The sequence below is a fragment of the Methylobacterium sp. Leaf108 genome (assembly GCF_001423265.1).
Classification (GTDB): domain Bacteria; phylum Pseudomonadota; class Alphaproteobacteria; order Rhizobiales; family Beijerinckiaceae; genus Methylobacterium.
Genome location: NZ_LMND01000006.1, coordinates 19,487 through 38,870, shown reverse-complemented (window position 1 = coordinate 38,870; position 19,384 = coordinate 19,487). Strand labels below are relative to the sequence as shown.

11 protein-coding genes and 1 tRNA gene are annotated in these 19,384 nt (G+C 67.6%); 10 read left to right on the top strand and 2 right to left on the bottom strand.

The window, feature by feature from the left end; all coding sequences use genetic code 11:
• The first annotated feature begins 119 nt into the window (after nt 1–119).
• The 10 genes from ASF39_RS06180 (at nt 120) to ASF39_RS06135 (ending at nt 15,402) form a co-directional block, all read left to right on the top strand.
• On the top strand, nt 120–464 hold the full coding sequence (locus ASF39_RS06180) for a hypothetical protein (RefSeq protein WP_056281951.1): 345 nt from the start codon (nt 120–122) through the stop codon (nt 462–464).
• Nucleotides 451–810, top strand: coding sequence for a type II toxin-antitoxin system PemK/MazF family toxin (locus ASF39_RS06175; RefSeq protein ID WP_056281949.1), 360 nt, complete (start codon nt 451–453; stop codon nt 808–810). The genes ASF39_RS06180 and ASF39_RS06175 overlap by 14 nt, the downstream gene beginning before the upstream one ends.
• 88 nt (nt 811–898) lie before the next feature.
• Complete coding sequence (locus tag ASF39_RS06170) at nt 899–1,921, top strand: zinc-binding dehydrogenase (protein WP_055881540.1); 1,023 nt, start codon at nt 899–901, stop codon at nt 1,919–1,921.
• 78 nt (nt 1,922–1,999) lie between these two features.
• Nucleotides 2,000–2,941, top strand: coding sequence for a lipid A biosynthesis lauroyl acyltransferase (locus ASF39_RS06165; protein WP_055881537.1), 942 nt, complete (start codon nt 2,000–2,002; stop codon nt 2,939–2,941).
• A 160-nt stretch (nt 2,942–3,101) separates the two neighbouring features.
• On the top strand, nt 3,102–4,727 hold the full coding sequence (locus tag ASF39_RS06160; RefSeq protein ID WP_056281946.1) for a B12-binding domain-containing radical SAM protein: 1,626 nt from the start codon (nt 3,102–3,104) through the stop codon (nt 4,725–4,727).
• Between the two features lie 530 nt (nt 4,728–5,257).
• Entirely contained in the window at nt 5,258–5,776 is a 519-nt protein-coding gene (rplJ, locus tag ASF39_RS06155) for a 50S ribosomal protein L10 (protein ID WP_055881531.1), read from the top strand.
• A gap of 63 nt (nt 5,777–5,839) precedes the next feature.
• Nucleotides 5,840–6,214, top strand: a complete 375-nt coding sequence (rplL, locus tag ASF39_RS06150) for a 50S ribosomal protein L7/L12 (protein WP_055881528.1) — start codon at nt 5,840–5,842, stop codon at nt 6,212–6,214.
• 251 nt (nt 6,215–6,465) lie between these two features.
• A complete protein-coding gene (gene rpoB, locus ASF39_RS06145) occupies nt 6,466–10,590 on the top strand; it encodes a DNA-directed RNA polymerase subunit beta (protein ID WP_055881526.1) in 4,125 nt (1,374 codons plus the stop codon).
• A gap of 180 nt (nt 10,591–10,770) precedes the next feature.
• A complete protein-coding gene (rpoC, locus tag ASF39_RS06140; protein WP_055881522.1) occupies nt 10,771–14,979 on the top strand; it encodes a DNA-directed RNA polymerase subunit beta' in 4,209 nt (1,402 codons plus the stop codon).
• A 337-nt stretch (nt 14,980–15,316) separates the two neighbouring features.
• A tRNA-Leu gene (locus ASF39_RS06135) sits at nt 15,317–15,402 on the top strand.
• 18 nt (nt 15,403–15,420) lie between these two features.
• On the opposite strand, the gene ASF39_RS06130 is transcribed toward ASF39_RS06135, so the two are convergent.
• Both ASF39_RS06130 and flhB read right to left on the bottom strand, forming a co-directional pair.
• A complete protein-coding gene (locus ASF39_RS06130) occupies nt 15,421–18,123 on the bottom strand; it encodes a response regulator (protein WP_055881519.1) in 2,703 nt (900 codons plus the stop codon).
• Between the two features lie 150 nt (nt 18,124–18,273).
• Nucleotides 18,274–19,341: a flagellar biosynthesis protein FlhB gene (gene flhB, locus ASF39_RS06125; RefSeq protein WP_056281943.1), complete on the bottom strand. Its 1,068-nt coding sequence runs from the start codon at nt 19,339–19,341 to the stop codon at nt 18,274–18,276.
• Nucleotides 19,342–19,384 lie beyond the last annotated feature (43 nt).

The window sequence follows — 19,384 nt, the reverse complement described above, 5'->3', positions numbered from 1 at the left end:
TTGATTTGGCGCAGGGTTTGGGCGCAGACCCAGTGACCTCTTTTGCAAAACCGGGCTAGGCCGCCGCGTTGATGCAGACGCCGGCGGTCGGTACGATACGGACGAGGAGTGCTGTTGCGATGGCGACCATGATCATCAGCGGGGACACCCTTCGAGCGACCTCCATCGAAGGCGATCCGGCCCTGGTGGAGCGCATCCGCGCGCTCGACGCGGACGACCCGATCGTCCTGCGCGTCGAGGGGCATGCGATCCGCTTCAGGAAGGCGAGAGACGGAGGTACGATCGACGGGATCGAGCCGGATCCGGATTTCGCAGACGTCTGGCGAGGTCTGCAGGCGCGGCGCGGCGCGATGGTGACGGTGGAACCCGAGCGGCGCCCGACGGATGCGTATCTGGTGTCCCTCAGCGAGGGCCTGACAGAATGGAACAGCCCGGAGGATGCGGCGGCCTATGACGGACTTTGAGCGGTTCGACGTCGTGACCGCGCTGTTTCCGTTTCTCGACGTTCCACGACGCAAACCACGTCCCGTCTTGGTTCTATCGGCAAAAGCGTTCAATGCCCTGCACGGACACGTCGTCGGCGCGATGATCACGACGGGCGCGGCCAGTCACTGGCCGAGCGATCATGTCATCCATGACCTCGCCCCGGCAGGCCTAAGCCATCGCTCGGTGATCCGATGGAAGGTCTTCACGCTTCCCTTCGCCGAGATCGGGCGGCGGATCGGACATCTGTCGGAGACGGATCGCCGGACCTTCGGTGCGGCCTGCGAAGCGATCCTCCCCGGATCTCCGGTCCGATCGGGCGCCTGACGCATCGTCCTGGCGTCGGACATCTCCGAACGCCGACGATCACCTTTCAGGCCGATCCTCTAGACAGCCAACCTTGGAAACACAGTCGATGCAAGCGCTCCAACTCTTCGGCGACCGCGACCTGCGCGTGAGCGACGTCGAGCCACCGGCCGCGCCCGGCCCCGGCGAGGTCCGCATCCGGGTGCGGGCGGTGGGGCTCAACTTCATCGACGTCTGGGGCTTTCGCGGCATGGCCTTCGCCAAGCGCAAGCTGCCGCTCACCGTCGGAGCCGAGGCCTCCGGCGAGATCGTCACGATCGGCGAAAGCGTGACGGACTTCGCGCCCGGCGACCGCGTCGTGATGTACGGCGCGCGGACGTGCGGACGCTGCAAGGCCTGCTCCCAGGGTCGCGACAACCTCTGCGAGGACGTCTCCGGCGTGATGGGCTTCCACCTCGACGGCTTTGCCCGCGAGTGGGTGACGATGCCCGAGCGCCTCGTCGTCAAGGTGCCGCACGGGGTGAGCTTCACCGATGCGGCCTGTGCGCCCATCGCCTTCGGCACCGTGCAGCACATGCTGTTCGACAACGCCAAGCTGGAGCCCGGCGAGAGCATCCTGGTCCATGCCGGGGGATCGGGCATCGGCACTGCCGCCATCAAGATGGCCAAGGCCATCGGCTGCACGGTCTTCACCACCGTGGGCGACGACGCCAAAGGCGAGAAGGCGGCGGCGCTGGGCGCCGACCACGTCATCAACTACCGCACCGAGCGGTTCGAGGGCGAGGTTCGCCGGCTGACCAAGCGCAAGGGCGTCGACGTGGTGTTCGAGCATGTCGGGCCCGAGACCTGGAACGGATCGCTGCTCTGCCTCAAGCGCGGCGGGCGCCTCGTCACCTGCGGCTCGACCTCCGGCGTCTCCACCACCATGAACCTGATGCAGCTGTTCCAGCAGCAGTACCGTATCACCGGTTCGTTCGGCTGCTCGATGGCCAACATCCGCGATGCGCTCGCCAAGATGGCCGAGGGCCTGACGCCCGTGGTGGACACGGTGCTGCCGCTCAGCCAGTTCGGGACGGGCCTGGAACGGCTGGAATCGCGAAAGGTGTTCGGCAAGATCCTGGTGACGCTGTAGCCCTGCCCGGGGTGGGCGAGACGGCCGATTGCCTTTAAGCGGGCCCGGACCGGCTGCCGCCCGCAACACGAGTTCGCCTTGCTCCGCCTCGCCCTGCTCCTGAACCGCCACCTGCCGCGCCTCGCCGGGCTGGCGATGATCCCCCTCGTGCGGGGGCTGTTCCTGCTGGCGCGCGCACTCGGGACGGAACGCGCGAGCCGGATCGGAGGCGCGCTCACCCGCACCGTCGGCCCGTGGCTGCCCTCGCATCGCATCGCCCTCGACAACCTGCGCGCGGCCTTCCCCGACCGCGACGAGGCCGCCATCCGCGCCATCGCCCGCGACGCCTGGGACAACCTCGGGCGCACGGCCGCCGAATACGCCCATCTGCACACGCTGTTCGACGTCGACCCGGCCGATCCGGCGAGCCAGCGCATGGAGGTCGAAGGCGAGACGCATTTCGACGCCCTGCGCGAGGACGGCAAGCCCGGCCTGATCTTCTCCGCCCATCTCGCCAACTGGGAACTGCCGGCGATCTGCGCGGCGAAATACGGCCTCGACGCCACCGCGATCTTCCGGCCGCCCAACGACGCCGCCAGCGCCCGGCTGGTGCAGGAGATCCGCCGCGAGACCATGGGCGGGCTCGCCGCCTCGGGGCAGGGATCGGTGTTCGCGATGCGGGGCGTGGTCGAGCGCGGAGGCCACCTCGGCCAGCTCATCGACCAGCATTTCACCCGCGGCGTGGTCGTCGAGTTCTTCGGCCGGCCGGTGCTGGCCAACCCGCTCCTGGCCAAGCTCGCCCGGCATTACGAATGCCCGGTCCACGGGGTGCGCGTCGTCCGGCGACCGGGCGTGCGCTTCAAGCTCGAACTGACGCCGCCCCTCGACCTGCCCCGCGACGCCACCGGCGCCATCGACGTCCAGGGCGCCACCCAGGCGATGACCCGGGTGGTCGAGGAGTGGGTGCGCGAGAACCCCGGCCAATGGCTGTGGATGCATCGGCGCTGGCGGCCGAACATGCTGCCCAAGCCGAAGGCCTGATCGCGGCGGACGCCGACGCCGGTTTCCATGCGGGCGGGGCCCGGAGACGAGGCCGCCCCAGACCCGGCGCCGTCGCGGCCGGCGGGCAGCGACAAAAAACGACGCATCCGACGCGAAAGCGGGGGGACGATTCCGGCTCGGGCTGTGCTAGACAGCGCGCATGCGATGCAACCTCCCGGTCACCTCCCGCCGACGCATCCTCTGCGTCTTTCCCGCCTACACACCGTCCTTCGGGACTTTCGCCCACGCCTATCCCCTCATGGGTGGCGTGAAGGCGTTCATGCCGCCCCAGGGGCTCCTGCTGATCGCGGCCTACATGCCCGAGGCGTGGGAGTGCCGGTTCGTCGACGAGAACATCAAGCGGGCCGGGCCGGACGATTTCGCCTGGGCCGACGCGGTGTTCGTGTCGGGCATGCACATCCAGGCGCCGCAGATCCGCGACATCTACGCCCGCGCCCATGCGGCCGGCCGGGTGACGGTGCTCGGCGGCCCATCGGTGTCCGGCGCGCCGGAGGAGTACCCCGAGTTCGACTACCTGCACGTTGGCGAGATCGGTGACGCCACCGACCAACTCGTGGAGATCCTCGACACGGACGTCTCGATCCCGGCCGCACAGGTGCGGCTGGAGACCAAGGAGCGCCTGCCGCTCTCCGACTTTCCCTCGCCCGCCTACGAGGCCGCCCCGCTCAAGCGCTACCTGATCGGCTCGCTGCAGTTCTCGTCGGGCTGCCCCTATCGCTGCGAGTTCTGCGACATCCCGCAGCTCTACGGACGCCAGCCGCGCCTGAAGACGCCCGAGCAGATGTGCGCCGAGCTCGACGCGATCATCTCCCAGCCCGGCCATCCCGCGGTGGTGTATTTCGTCGACGACAACTTCATCGGCAACCGCAAGGCGACCAAGGACATGCTGCCCCACCTGGTGGCGTGGCAGAAGAAGAACCACTTCCCGCTCCAGTTCGCCTGCGAGGCGACGCTGAACATGGCCAAGCAGCCCGACATCCTGGAATTGATGCGGCAGGCCAATTTCATGACCGTCTTCGTCGGCATCGAGACGCCGGAAGAGGAGGCGCTGGCGGGCATCGACAAGAAGCACAACGCCGCCGTGCCGATGTACGAGGCGATCGAGACCCTCAACAGCTTCGGCCTCGAGGTGACCTCCGGCATCATCCTCGGCCTCGACACCGACAGCGACGGCTCGGAGCAGAAGCTGATCGACTTCATCGACAAGTCGGCGGTGCCGGTGCTGACGATGAACCTGCTCCAGGCCCTGCCCAAGACCCCGCTGTGGGACCGGCTGACCCGCGAGGGTCGCCTCGTCCACGATGCGTCGCTCGAGTCCAACGTCCTGTTCAAGCGGCCGCACGACGACGTGGTGGCGAGCTGGCGCCGGGCCATCGCCCACGCCTACGAGCCCGCCCATCTGTTCGAGCGGTTCCGTCACCAGGTCGAGGTGACCTATCCGAACCGGATCAAGACGCCGACCAAGGGCAAGCTCACCCGGACCAACCTGCGGCGCGGGCTCATCCTCGGCTTCAATATCGCGGTGCGGGTCGGGCTGCTGTCGGACTACCGTCGGGTGTTCTGGCGGGCGGCCGCCCACGCCCTGAAGCGCGGCCAGATCGAGGCGGTGTTCAACATGGGCTTCGTCGCCCACCACCTGATCCGGTTCACGCGCGAGGCGCTGCGGGGCGAGCACAACGCCTCGTTCTACGCGGCCAAGGCCGACCAGCCGCGCACCGAGCGCGAGCCGTGGTGGCGCGCCGCTCGCCGCTTCCTCCCGACCTGAACGGCGCATGCGGAAGACGCAGAGGCGTCAAGGCAAATCGTAGCCTGCGACGCAATTATCGCATCGCAGCCCTTGGCACGCGACATGCGAGGCCTTATAGACGCCTCTCAACGTTTTCAGACACCAACCGGGAACCGGCCGTCAGGTCGCCTTCCCGGAGAGACATCGTCCGGGCGACCGGGCGATGATGGCCGGAGGGTTTCGAGGGGCGCCAAGCGCTTCGGAACTTCGTCCGGCTATGTCCTGTCCGAGACTGCAGGCGCCGGGTCACCGGCTTAATCCGCCAAGCCTGCACAGACGGGGAAGACCGACTTCAACACCCTCGCTTCGCTGCATCCCGCAGTGTCGTGGGGCATCGGTTTGAACCATCTCGCCCGTGTCGTCCACCGTTTACGGGGGCGTCAGGGGACAGGGCCGTGAAGCGTCGTCCAGGACGTTCCGGCTTCTATTTGAGCCGAGTTCCGTCCCGGGCGGCATGTGCAACCGGCGGACCCTCCTCGAGGGGGTTCCGCCAACCGGAGAGAGCCCCAGTGGACAGGACAGCCAAAGCTGATCTCGTCTCGACGCTCAACGGCGTGTTCGCGAACACGTCCGTTGTCGTCGTGGCCCACTACAAAGGCCTCACGGTCGCCGAGATGCAGAAGCTGCGCACGCAGATGAAGCTCGCCGGTGCCACCGTGAAGGTCACCAAGAACCGCATCGCCAACATCGCTCTCGATGGCACGGACGTCGCCTCCATCAAGCCCCTCCTGAAGGGCCCGACCCTGCTCGCCTATTCGAGCGATCCGGTCGCGGCCGCCAAGGTGGCGGTGGATTTCGCCAAGGGTAACGACAAGCTCGTGATCCTCGGCGGCGCCATGGGAACGACCGCCCTGAACCCGGATGGTGTGAAGGCGCTCGCCTCGCTCCCGTCCCTCGACGAACTGCGCGCCAAGATCGTGGGCCTCGTCCAGGCTCCCGCGACCAAGATCGCACAAGTCGTCAATGCGCCGGCGGCCAAGCTCGCCCGCGTGTTCGGGGCCTATGCCACCAAGGACGAAGCGGCCTGAGCCGCGCGGTCCTTCATCGTCAAACCGATCCGTTCAAACCGATCTTTACCAAGGAACCGAACCATGGCTGATCTCGCCAAGCTCGTCGACGACCTGTCGTCGCTCACCGTCCTCGAGGCCGCCGACCTCGCCAAGATGCTCGAAGAGAAGTGGGGCGTCTCGGCCGCTGCCGCCGTCGCCGTCGCCGCCGGCCCTGCCGCCGGCCCGGCTGCCGCCGTCGAGGAGCAGACCGAGTTCACGGTCATGCTCGCCGCCGCCGGCGACAAGAAGATCGAGGTCATCAAGGAGGTCCGCGCGATCACCGGCCTCGGCCTGAAGGAAGCCAAGGATCTGGTCGAGGCGGCTCCCAAGGCCGTCAAGGAGTCCGTGACTAAGGACGAGGCCGAGAAGATCAAGGCGCAGCTCGAGAAGGCCGGCGCCAAGGTCGAGCTCAAGTAACACTCCGTGTCGGGCCGCATCGGGCTCGATACCTCCGGCCGGTCCCTCGAGGGCCGGCCGGACACCGAGGCCCGCGGGTTCACACCCGCGGGCTAAGGCCGCTTCCGGCGGCCGGCGAACCTGAGGCCAGGTTCGGCGAGATCAATTCGGGTGGGTCGTCGTCCGGCGGGGCGGGTCCATCGCCTGGTTGCGGGAGGCACATGGCCTTCCCCGGGCACCCGGCACGCTGAGATGGTGGAGCGAGGTCACACATGGCCAATACGCTGGTCGGTCGCAAGCGCATTCGGAAGTTCTTCGGAAAGATCAAGGAAGTGGCCGAGATGCCGAACCTCATCGAGGTTCAGAAGGCATCCTACGACCAGTTCCTGATGATGGACGAGCCGGAGGGCGGCCGCGGCGACGAGGGCCTGCAGACCGTCTTCAAGTCGGTCTTCCCGATCTCGGACTTCTCGGCCACGGCCCTGCTCGAATTCGTCAAGTACACCTTCGAACAGCCGAAATACGACGTCGACGAGTGCCGTCAGCGCGGCATCACCTTCGCGGCCCCGCTCAAGGTCACGTTGCGCCTCATCGTGTTCGATGTGGATCCCGACACCGGCGCCAAGTCCGTCAAGGACATCAAGGAGCAGGACGTCTACATGGGCGACATGCCCCTGATGACGGAGAACGGCACCTTCATCGTCAACGGCACCGAGCGCGTCATCGTCTCGCAGATGCACCGGTCGCCCGGCGTGTTCTTCGATCACGACAAGGGCAAGACCCACTCGTCGGGCAAGCTCCTGTTCGCGGCGCGCATCATCCCCTATCGCGGCTCCTGGCTCGACGTCGAGTTCGATGCCAAGGACATCGTCCACGTGCGCATCGACCGGAAGCGCAAGCTGCCGGTGACCTCGCTGCTGTTCGCGCTCGGCCTCGACGGCGAAGAGATCCTGTCGACCTTCTACAACCGCGTGATCTACGATCGCGACGGCGCCGACTGGCGCGTGCCCTACGACGCCGAGCGCCTGAAGGGCTTCAAGGCCTCGGTCGACCTCGTCGACGCCGAGTCCGGCGAAGTCGTGCTCGAAGCCGGCAAGAAGCTGAACGCCCGCAACGCCCGGCAGATCGCCGAGCGCGGCGTCAACTTCCTCAAGGCCACCGACGAGGACCTGATCGGCCAATACATCGCCGAGGATCTCGTCAACCCCAAGACCGGCGAGATCTGGGCCGAGGCCGGCGACGAGATTTCCGACAAGCTCCTCAAGAGCCTGGAAGAGGTCGGCATCACCGAACTGCCGCTGCTCGACATCGACCACGTCAACGTCGGTCCCTACATCCGCAACACGCTGGCCGTGGACAAGAACTCGTCCCGCGAGGGCGCGCTGTTCGACATCTACCGGGTCATGCGCCCGGGCGAGCCGCCGACGCTGGATACGGCCGAGGCGATGTTCCACTCGCTGTTCTTCGATTCCGAGCGCTACGACCTCTCCGCGGTCGGCCGCGTGAAGATGAACATGCGCCTCGACCTCGACGCCGAGGACACCGTGCGCACGCTGCGCCGCGAGGACATGCTCGCCGTCGTCAAGGCGCTGGTGGACCTGCGCGACGGCAAGGGCGAGATCGACGACATCGACCACCTCGGCAACCGCCGCGTGCGCTCCGTCGGCGAGCTCATGGAAAACCAGTACCGCCTCGGCCTGCTGCGCATGGAGCGCGCCATCAAGGAGCGGATGTCCTCGGTCGATATCGACACGGTGATGCCGCAGGACCTCATCAACGCCAAGCCCGCGGCGGCCGCGGTGCGCGAGTTCTTCGGCTCGTCGCAGCTGTCGCAGTTCATGGACCAGACCAACCCGCTCTCGGAAGTGACGCACAAGCGTCGCCTCTCGGCGCTCGGCCCCGGCGGTCTCACCCGTGAGCGTGCCGGCTTCGAGGTGCGCGACGTGCACCCGACCCACTACGGCCGCATCTGCCCGATCGAGACGCCGGAAGGCCCCAACATCGGCCTGATCAACTCGCTCGCCACCTTCGCGCGGGTGAACAAGTACGGCTTCATCGAGACGCCGTTCCGCCGGGTCAAGGACGGGGTCGTCACCACCGAGGTGTCCTACCTCTCGGCCATGGAGGAGGCGAAGTACTTCGTCGCCCAGGCCAACGCCCAGATGGACGAGAACTTCAAGCTCATCGAAGAGCTCGTGGTCTGCCGCCGGGCCGGCGACGTCATCGTCGTCGCCCCCGACCGCGTCGACCTGATGGACGTGTCCCCCAAGCAGCTCGTCTCGGTGGCGGCGGCGCTGATCCCGTTCCTCGAGAACGACGACGCCAACCGCGCGCTGATGGGCTCGAACATGCAGCGCCAGGCGGTGCCGCTGGTCCGCGCCGACGCGCCTTTCGTCGGCACCGGCATGGAAGCCGTCGTCGCCCGCGACTCGGGTGCGGCCATCGCGGCGCGGCGCTCGGGCATCATCGACCAGGTCGATGCCACCCGTATCGTCATCCGCGCCACGGAAGAGGCCGACGCCACCAAGCCCGGCGTCGACATCTATCGCCTGCAGAAGTTCCAGCGCTCCAACCAGTCGACCTGCATCACGCAGAAGCCGCTGGTGCGCGTCGGCGAGACCGTCAAGAAGGGCGAGATCATCGCCGACGGTCCCTCGACGGAGTTCGGTGAACTCGCGCTCGGCCGCAACGTGCTCGTCGCGTTCATGCCGTGGAACGGCTACAACTTCGAGGACTCGATCCTGCTCTCCGAGCGGATCGTGAAGGACGACGTGTTCACCTCGATCCACATCGAGGAATTCGAGGTGATGGCCCGGGACACCAAGCTCGGTCCGGAAGAGATCACCCGCGACATCCCGAACGTCTCGGAAGAGGCGCTCAAGAACCTCGACGAGGCCGGCATCGTCTACATCGGCGCCGAGGTCCATGCGGGCGACATCCTGTGCGGCAAGATCACCCCGAAGGGCGAAAGCCCGATGACGCCGGAGGAGAAGCTCCTTCGCGCCATCTTCGGCGAGAAGGCGTCGGACGTGCGCGACACCTCGCTGCGGGTGCCCCCGGGCGTGACCGGCACCATCGTCGAGGTGCGGGTGTTCAACCGGCACGGCGTCGACAAGGACGAGCGCGCCCAGGCGATCGAGCGCGAGGAGATCGAGCGCCTGGCCAAGGATCGCGACGACGAGCAGGCGATCCTCGACCGCAACACCTACGCGCGCCTCGCCGGCGTGCTGATCGGCCAGGCGCCGATCGCCGGTCCGAAGGGGTTCAAGAAGGAGACCACGCTGTCGCGGGAGATCCTCAACGAGTATCCCCGCTCGCAGTGGTGGCAGTTCGCCGTGGTCGACGACCGTCTCATGACCGAGATGGAAGCGATGCAGAAGCAGTACGACGAGTCGAAGAAGCGCCTCGAGCAGCGCTTCCTCGACAAGGTCGAGAAGCTTCAGCGCGGCGACGAGCTGCCCCCCGGCGTCATGAAGATGGTCAAGGTCTTCGTGGCGGTGAAGCGCAAGATCCAGCCGGGCGACAAGATGGCCGGCCGTCACGGCAACAAGGGTGTCGTGTCGCGGATCGTGCCGATCGAGGACATGCCGTTCCTGGAGGACGGGACCCATGCCGACATCGTGCTGAACCCGCTGGGCGTGCCCTCGCGCATGAACGTCGGTCAGATCCTCGAGACCCACCTCGGCTGGGCCGCCGCCGGCCTCGGCCGCAAGGTCGGGCTCGCGGTGGACGCCTACCTGCGTTCCAACGACATCGCGCCCCTCAAGGCGGAGATGCAGGCGATCTACTCGCCGTCGGAGCTGGAGGGCTTGTCGGACGAGGACATGGCGGAGGCCGCTAACAACGTGCGCCGCGGCGTGCCGATGGCCACCCCGGTGTTCAACGGAGCCAAGGAAGCCGACATCGAGACGATGCTGGAAATGGCCGGTCTCGACCGGTCGGCCCAGTCGACCCTCTACGATGGCCGCACCGGCGAGCCCTTCGACCGCAAGGTGACGATGGGCTACATCTACATGCTGAAGCTGCACCACCTCGTGGACGACAAGATCCACGCCCGGTCGATCGGGCCGTACTCCCTCGTCACCCAGCAGCCGCTGGGCGGAAAGGCGCAGTTCGGTGGCCAGCGCTTCGGCGAGATGGAGGTCTGGGCGCTGGAGGCCTACGGTGCCGCCTACACGCTGCAGGAGATGCTGACGGTGAAGTCGGATGACGTCGCCGGCCGCACCAAGGTCTATGAGGCGATCGTGCGCGGCGACGACACCTTCGAGGCGGGCATCCCCGAGTCGTTCAACGTGCTCGTCAAGGAGATGCGCTCGCTCGGCCTCAACGTGGAGCTCACCTCCACCAAGAAGAGCGCCAACGACCAGCTCGAGCCGCCCGCCGAGGCGGCCGAGTAGTACGACACCAGACGCTCCCGCGCCGGCCCGACGGGCCGGCGCGGTGCGAGCGGGGAGGGGAAGCGCCTCTCGGATGGACGACGGCCAGCGGCGACTGAGGCAGTCGCGGCGCCGACCTTGAGTTTTCAGCACGCGGTAGCCCCTCGGCGGAGGGCGCGCCCCGTCAGCAGGAGTTGATCCATGAACCAAGAGGTCATGAATCTTTTCAACCAGCAGTCTCAGCCTCAGAGCTTCGACCAGATCAAGATCTCGATCTCGTCGCCTGAGAAGATTCTGTCGTGGTCCTTCGGCGAGATCAAGAAGCCCGAGACGATCAACTACCGCACGTTCAAGCCCGAGCGTGACGGCCTGTTCTGCGCGCGCATCTTTGGACCGATCAAGGACTACGAGTGCTTGTGTGGCAAGTACAAGCGCATGAAGTACAAGGGCGTCATCTGCGAGAAGTGCGGCGTCGAGGTCACCCTCGCGCGCGTGCGGCGCGACCGCATGGGCCACATCGAGCTCGCCGCCCCCGTCGCCCACATCTGGTTCCTGAAGTCGCTGCCCTCGCGCATCGGCCTGCTGCTCGACATGGCGCTCAAGGATCTCGAGCGCATCCTGTACTTCGAGTCCTACGTCACCATCGAGCCCGGCCTCACCCCCCTGAAGGAGCGTCAGCTCCTGTCCGAGGAGGAGTACCTGCGCGCCCAGGAGGAGTACGGCGAGGATTCGTTCACGGCGATGATCGGCGCGGAAGCCATCCGCCGCATCCTGCAGGAACTCGACCTCGACGGCATCGCCAACAGCCTGCGCGAGGAGATCGCGACGACGACGTCGGAGCTCAAGCCCAAGAAGCTCCTCAAGCGCCTGAAGATCATCGAGGCCTTCCAGATGTCGGGCAACAAGCCCGAGTGGATGATCCTCACCGTGGTGCCGGTGATCCCGCCGGACCTGCGCCCGCTCGTCCCGCTCGACGGCGGCCGCTTCGCCACGTCCGATCTCAACGATCTCTACCGCCGCGTCATCAACCGCAACAACCGCCTCAAGCGGCTGATCGAGCTGCGCGCGCCCGACATCATCATCCGCAACGAGAAGCGCATGCTTCAGGAGGCGGTCGACGCGCTGTTCGACAACGGCCGCCGCGGCCGCGTCATCACGGGTGCCAACAAGCGTCCGCTGAAGTCGCTCGCCGACATGCTGAAGGGCAAGCAGGGCCGGTTCCGCCAGAACCTGCTCGGCAAGCGCGTCGACTACTCCGGCCGGTCGGTCATCGTGGTGGGCCCGGAGCTGAAACTGCACCAGTGCGGCCTGCCCAAGAAGATGGCGCTGGAGCTGTTCAAGCCGTTCATCTACGCGCGCCTCGACGCCAAGGGTTTCTCGGCTACGGTCAAGCAGGCCAAGAAGCTCGTCGAGAAGGAGAAGCCGGAAGTCTGGGATATCCTCGACGAGGTCATCCGCGAGCACCCGGTGATGCTCAACCGTGCGCCGACGCTGCACCGCCTCGGCATCCAGGCGTTCGAGCCCAAGCTCATCGAGGGCAAGGCGATCCAGCTGCACCCGCTGGTCTGCGCCGCCTTCAACGCTGACTTCGACGGTGACCAGATGGCCGTGCACGTTCCCCTGAGCCTCGAGGCTCAGCTGGAAGCGCGCGTGCTGATGATGTCGACCAACAACATCCTGCACCCGGCCAACGGCCAGCCGATCATCGTGCCCTCGCAGGACATCGTGCTCGGCCTCTACTACCTGTCGATCGTCGGCGAGGGGTTGGTCGGCGCGTTCAACGCCGACAACCCGAAGAACCCGATGCAGGGCGTCTACGGCAACGTCGGCGAGCTGGAGCACGCGCTGGCTGCGGGCGCCGTCAAGCTGCACTCCAAGATCAAGTGGCGCTGGAAGGGCATCGGCCCCGACGGCGAGCCGCTGACCAAGACCTACGATACCACTCCGGGCCGCGTGATCCTCTCGGGTGCCCTGCCGCTGCACAAGAACGTGCCCTTCGACGTCGTCAACAAGCTGATGACCAAGAAGGAGATCTCGGCGATGATCGACACCGTCTACCGCCACTGCGGTCAGAAGGAGTCGGTGATCTTCTGCGATCGCATCATGGCGCTGGGCTTCAACCATGCGTTCAAGGCCGGCATCTCGTTCGGCAAGGACGACATGGTGGTGCCCGACAACAAGTGGCCCATCGTCGACGACACCCGCGCGCTCGTGAAGGACTACGAGCAGCAGTACAACGACGGCCTGATCACCCAGGGCGAGAAGTACAACAAGGTCGTCGATGCCTGGGCGAAGTGCTCGGACAAGCTCGCCGCCGAGATGATGCTGCGCATCTCGACCGTGCAGAAGGACGAGAACGGCGCTGACAAGCAGATCAACTCGATCTATATGATGAGCCATTCCGGTGCCCGCGGTTCGCCGGCGCAGATGAAGCAGCTCGCCGCCATGCGTGGCCTCATGGCCAAGCCCTCGGGCGAGATCATCGAGACGCCGATCATCTCGAACTTCAAGGAAGGCCTCGACGTGCTCGAGTACTTCAACTCCACCCACGGTGCCCGTAAGGGCCTCGCGGACACGGCGTTGAAGACCGCCAACTCCGGCTACCTCACCCGCCGTCTCGTCGACGTGGCGCAGGACGCGGTCATTCGCGAGGTCGATTGCGGCACCTCCAACGGCATCAAGATGCGCGCCATCGTCGATGCCGGCCAGGTCGTGGCCCCGCTCTCGATCCGTATCCTCGGTCGTGCCACGGCCGAGGACCTGGTCGCCCAGGACGGCACCGTCATCGTCAAGACCAACGAGACGATCGAGGAGAAGCACCTGCCGGCGATCCAGGCCGCCGGCATCCAGGAGGTGAAGATCCGCTCGGTGCTGGTCTGCGCCACCAAGAGCGGCGTCTGCGCCACCTGCTACGGGCGCGATCTCGCCCGCGGCACGCCCGTCAACATGGGCGAGGCGGTCGGCGTCATCGCGGCGCAGTCCATCGGCGAGCCGGGCACCCAGCTCACGATGCGCACCTTCCACATCGGCGGCGCGGCGCAGATCGCGGATTCGTCCTTCATCGAGTCGAGCTTCGAAGGCACGATCAAGATCCGCAACCGGGCGCTCGCCCGCAATACCGACGGCGACCTCATCGCCACCGGTCGTAACGTCGCCGTCGTCATCGTCGGCACGGATGGTTCGGAGCGGGCGGTCCACCGCCTGCAGTACGGCGCGCGCCTGCGCGTCGACGAGGGCGATCAGGTCAAGCGCGGCCAGCGTATCGCCGAATGGGACCCCTACACCCGTCCGATCATCACCGAGACCGACGGCGTGGTGGCCTACGAGGACCTGATCGACGGCCAGTCGATCACCGAGACCACCGACGAATCGACCGGCATCGCCAAGCGCGTCGTCATCGATTGGCGCGGCACCGCCCGCACCGCCGACCTCAAGCCGGCGATGCTGGTGCTCGACAAGGACGGCAAGCCGATGAAGCTGCCGCGCGGCTCGGACGCGCGGTACTTCCTGCCGGTGGACGCCATCATCGGTTACGATCCGGGAGCCTCGGTGAAGGCCGGCGACATCCTCGCCCGCGTCTCCACCGACTCGGCCAAGACCCGCGACATCACCGGCGGTCTGCCGCGGGTGGCGGAGCTGTTCGAGGCACGTCGGCCGAAGGACGCGGCGATCATCGCGGAGAAGTCCGGGACGATCCAGTTCGGGCGCGACTACAAGAACAAGCGTCGCCTGACGCTGACCCCGCACGACGGTTCGGACGCGGTCGAGTACCTGATCCCCAAGGGCAAGCACATCCACCTGCAGGATGGGGACGTGGTGGAACTCGGCGACTACATCGTCGACGGCAACCCGGCACCGCACGACATCCTGGCGATCAAGGGCGTGGAGGAGCTCGCGGCCTACCTCGTCAACGAGATCCAGGAGGTCTACCGGCTCCAGGGCGTGTCCATCAACGACAAGCACATCGAGGTGATCGTCCGGCAGATGCTGCAGAAGGTGGAGATCACCGACGGCGGCGATTCCGAGATCCTGACGGGCGACCAGATCGACCGGACGGAACTGGCCGACATCAACGAGAAGCTTCTCGCCGAGGGCAAGAAGCCGGTGGTGGGCGTGCCGGTGCTGCTCGGCATCACCAAGGCGAGCCTTCAGACGAAGTCGTTCATCTCGGCGGCCTCGTTCCAGGAGACCACCCGCGTCCTCACCGAGGCGGCGGTCAACGGCAAGATCGACTACCTCGAAGGCCTCAAGGAAAACGTCATCGTCGGGTCGCTGATCCCCGCCGGAACCGGCTCCATGGCGGCCGACATCCGGGCCGTCGCCCGCCGCCGCGACACCCTGATCCTGCAGCAGAAGGCCTCGGAGAGCGGCGCCCGCACGCTCGACGAGCTGCCTTCGGCGGCCGAATAGAACCGACCGCAGAACCATCGAAACGCAGAAGGGGTCGCCGAAAGGCGGCCCCTTTTTCGTGGACCCGTGCACTTTTGTGCGTCGGCTCGCTGGTCACCAATCAGGAGTTCAGCGTCTCGCGACGGATCGAGGGACCGGGTCGAACCACCGCCGGGTCGCGGGCGCCGTGCTCATCGCGCGGGGCAGGGGAGAACGCGCGCTGAAGTCCGGGGCCGCGATCGGCCTATCGGACGCCCTGCCGAGCTCGGGGCGTCGATCGCGCAAACCCCGGTCGGCACGGCCACGCTCGCGTTGTCCTCGCCCGGGTCCATGCGCTATGACGGGACCGGTGTGACAGGGCCGCTTGCCGAAACTGGTAGACGGAAGGCACTTAAAATGCCTCGGGCCATGCCCGTGTGGGTTCGACTCCCACAGCGGCCACCACGACCCTTCACCGCCGCCTCAGCGGGCGATGATCTCCTTCACCGTCTCCACCAGCTGCTTCAGGCTGAAGGGTTTGGGCAGGAAGTTGAAGGTCTCGCCCTCGGGCAGGTTCTTGCGGAAGGCGTCCTCGGCATAGCCCGAGACGAAGATCACCTTGAGGTCGGGCCGGTGCTTGCGCAGCTGGCGCAGCAGGGTCGGGCCGTCCATCTCGGGCATCACCACGTCCGAGACCACGAGGTCGATCTCCTGGGTCTCGTCGGCGATAATGCGCAGGGCGTCGAGGCCGGAGGCGGCCTCGAGCACGGTGTAGCCGCGGGCCGAGAGCGCGCGCATGTTCACCGCGCGCACGGGATCCTCGTCCTCCACCAGCAGGATGGTGCCCTGACCGGTGTGGTCGGTCGACGGTTTTCGCGCGGGCGCCCCCTGGCCGTCCGTGCCGGTCCTGCCCTTGGCCGCCGCGGAGGAATCGCCGGTCGACGGCGCAGGCAGGTCGAGGGAGCGGGTCAGGGGCGGCGCGATCTCGACGACCGGCTCGGCCGCCGGCTCGTGGCGCGGGAAGTAGATCCGGAAGGCGGTGCCTTCGCCGACCTTCGACTGCACGTCGATGGTGCCGCCGCTCTGCTTGACGATGCCGAACACCGTCGAGAGGCCCAGGCCGGTGCCCTTGCCGATCTCCTTGGTCGTGAAGAACGGCTCGAAGATCTTGTCCATCACGTCCGGGGGGATGCCCTCGCCGGTGTCGAGCACCTCGATCAGGACGTGGTCGCCCGACGGGGCGCCGGTGCGGCCCTCGCCGGCCTCCGCGTCGCTGTGGACGACGTTGGCGGTGCGAATCCGCAGGCGCCCGCCCTCGGGCATCGCGTCGCGCGCGTTCACGGCAAGATTGACGATGACCTGCTCGAACTGGTTGACGTCGGCCTTGATCGGCCAGACGTCGCGCCCGTGCTTGAGGTCGAGGTCGACCCGCTCGCCGAGCAGGCGCTTGAGGAGGAGCGTCAGGTCGGAGAGGGCCTCGCCGACGTTCATCACCTCGGGCCGCAGGGTCTGCCGACGCGAAAACGCCAGGAGCTGCCGCACGAGGCTCGCCGCCCGGTTGGCGTTCTGCTTGATCTGCATGATGTCCTGGAAGGCCGGATCGGTCGGCCTGTGGCTCGCGAGCAGCAGGTCGGAATAGCCGATGATGGCCTGGAGGACGTTGTTGAAGTCGTGCGCGATGCCGCCGGCGAGCTGGCCGACGGTGTCCATCTTCTGGGTCTGGGCGACCTGCTGTTCGAGCTGGCGCTGGGCGGTGGTGTCGAGGGCGTAGAGGATCACGCGCTCGCGCTCGGATTGCGCGGCGGCGCGTTCCTCCGCCGGGTCGCGCTCGCGGCCCGGATCGGCGGCGGTCGCGGCCTCGCCGCCGGCCGGGCTCAGCCAGACCCGGGCCGAGCGGTTGCCGGTGCCGGCGACGGTGACCTCGATCGGCACCACCTCGGCCAGACCGCTCACCGCCTTGGCCAGCGCCCCTTCGAGCATCGGCCGGTCGCGCTCGGCCAGGGATTCCCAGATCGTCGGGTCGCTCGACTCGGCGAGATCGTCGGGCGCCTGGCGCGGCATGCCCCCGAACAGGCGGGCGAAGGAGGCGTTGGCCCGGGCGATGCGGCCGGTGCCGTCGAGGGTGGCGATGGCGATGGGGCTGCTGTTGAGGAAGCGGGCGAGCCTTACCTCGGCCGCCCGCTGCGGCTCGTCGCTCTCCGCCCCCGCCGAGCGGTTGAGGACGAAGGTGCGGGACGGGCCGGGCTTGGCGTCCTGGCCGAAGGCGACGCGATGGTAGAGCCGGGCGGGCAGGGGATGCCCGTTGCGCCGGCGCAGGTCCATGTCGAAGCGGTCGGTGCGGACCTCGCCGGGAAGGCCGGCGGCCGCCACCAGGATGTCGGCCCCCGGCGCGATCTCGGACAGGCGCAGCCCGCCGGAGCCGACCGTGGCGAGGTCGTACCCGAGCCAGGAGGCCAGGGTGGCGTTCATGTAGACGATGGAGCCGGCCGGATCGATCGACAGGAAGCCCGCGGGCGCGTGGTCGAGGTAGTCGATGGCGTGCTGGAGTTCCTGGAAGACGTTCTCCTGGCGCTCGCGCTCATGGGTGATGTCGCTCACCATCCAGAGCGCGGCGGGGCGGCGCGGCCGTTCCAGGGGCCTCACGCCGATGCGGAACCACGCGAAGCTGCGGCCGGTGGCGGTCTCCGGCGGCGGCGACAGGCGGATCTCCTCCACGTGGCTGCGCCCGTCGCGGGCGCCCTGCGCGAGGCGATAGATCGCCTCGGAAACCTCCGGCGAGCCGACGAAGACCCGCTCGACCGGGCGCAGGTTGCTGAAGGTGTCGCCGCCCGCGATCCGCAGGTAGGTCTCGTTGGCGTAGATGATCCGGCCGCCGTCCTCCACGACGATGACGCCCTCGGGCGCGGCGTCGACGATGCCCTTGGTGATGTCGTCGCGCCCGGGCTGGCCGCTGAACTGGATCGCGCCGATGGCCAGGGCGAACAGGAAGAACACCCCCGCCATGGCCAGCAGCGCCAGGAGGCCGAGGATCAGCGGCTGGGCCTGGTCGTTGGCCACGAAGGACAAACCGACGGAGGCGCCCACCAGCACGCCGGCCAGGACCAGGAGCAGGCCGACCCGGCCCGGCCGTTCCGAGCGGTCGATGGAACTCGACGGCGGCGGCGTTGGCCCACTCAACTCAGACATCCGGTGTCAACCCAATCGACCGCAGGCATCGGTTAGCGCCCCGGCCGCGGCGACGGCAAGGGGTATCCGCGCCAAGGTGCGGAAAAGTCTCGCGAAAGAAAGTGCATAATCGCGCACCGCGGGCGGGCCTGCCCCGCGGCGCGGCAACCCTCATGCGGCCCGGCGCCTGAGGCGCATGACGAAGCCGATCACCTCGGCCACCGCGCGGTAGTGCTCGGCCGGGATCTCGTCGTCGATCTCGACGGTGGCGTGCAGCGCGCGGGCGAGCGGCGGGTTCTCCAGCACCGGCACGCCGTTCTCGGCGGCGATGGCGCGGATGCGCAGCGCCAGGCTGTCGACGCCCTTGGCGACGCAGATGGGCGCGGCCATGCCGGCCTCGTAACGCAGGGCCACGGCGTAGTGGGTCGGGTTGGTGACGACCACGGTGGCCTGCGGCACCGCTGCCATCATGCGCTTCTTCACCCGCTGGGCTCGGATCTGGCGCATGCGGCCCTTCACCTCGGGGCTGCCTTCGCTCTCCTTGTGCTCCTGCTTGATCTCCTCCTTCGACATCATCAGGCGCTTGCGCCAGCGATGGCGCTGGTAGAGCGCGTCGGCCAGGGTGATGGCGACGTAGATCGACAGCACCCCGGCGAGGAGCTTGAGGGTCATCGACAGGATCGCCTGGAGCGTCGCGGTGGGATCGAGCCTGACGAAGAGCTCGAACCGGTCGCGCTCGCCCCACAGGATCAGCCCGGCGACGATGCCCACCGTCGAGAGCTTGGCGAGCCCCTTGAGGAACTGCACCATGGCCTCCATCCCGAAGATGCGCTTGGCACCCGACATCGGCGAGATCCGCTCGAACTTCAGGCCGATCGCCTCGGTGCTGAACACCGGCGGATGCTGGGCGAACCCCGCCGCCAGCCCGGCCACCACGATCACCGCCACCGGGACCGCCAGGGCCTGGGCGCAGATGAGCAGCCCGCGGATACCCATCGCCTCGTAGGCGTGCGCGTCCGAGGGGACGGCGTGGGCGTTCATGAGGAAGCCGCGCATCGACACCAGCATCGCATGCGCGATCGGGCCGGCGGCCAGGAGCATGACGAGGGTGAAGGCGGACAGGATGAAGAACGTGCCGATCTCGGGGCTGTTGGGCACGTTGCCCTGTTCGATCGCCTTCTCGATGCGTCGCGGGGTCGGCTCTTCGGTCTTGTCTTCCTGTTCTGCGCCCTCGGCCACGGCTCAGGCTCCCTGCCCAGGTCGGGTCAGATCTCCGGCGGGC

Bases quoted from the DNA above. Each gene is read 5' to 3' on its own strand.
- ASF39_RS06175 (WP_056281949.1), top strand. From the start codon at position 451: ATGACGGACTTTGAGCGGTTCGACGTCGTGACCGCGCTGTTTCCGTTT.
- ASF39_RS06130 (WP_055881519.1), bottom strand. From the start codon at position 18,123: ATGTCTGAGTTGAGTGGGCCAACGCCGCCGCCGTCGAGTTCCATCGAC.
- rpoB (WP_055881526.1), top strand. From the start codon at position 6,466: ATGGCCAATACGCTGGTCGGTCGCAAGCGCATTCGGAAGTTCTTCGGA.
- ASF39_RS06170 (WP_055881540.1), top strand. From the start codon at position 899: ATGCAAGCGCTCCAACTCTTCGGCGACCGCGACCTGCGCGTGAGCGAC.
- ASF39_RS06180 (WP_056281951.1), top strand. From the start codon at position 120: ATGGCGACCATGATCATCAGCGGGGACACCCTTCGAGCGACCTCCATC.
- rpoC (WP_055881522.1), top strand. From the start codon at position 10,771: ATGAACCAAGAGGTCATGAATCTTTTCAACCAGCAGTCTCAGCCTCAG.
- ASF39_RS06160 (WP_056281946.1), top strand. From the start codon at position 3,102: ATGCGATGCAACCTCCCGGTCACCTCCCGCCGACGCATCCTCTGCGTC.
- rplL (WP_055881528.1), top strand. From the start codon at position 5,840: ATGGCTGATCTCGCCAAGCTCGTCGACGACCTGTCGTCGCTCACCGTC.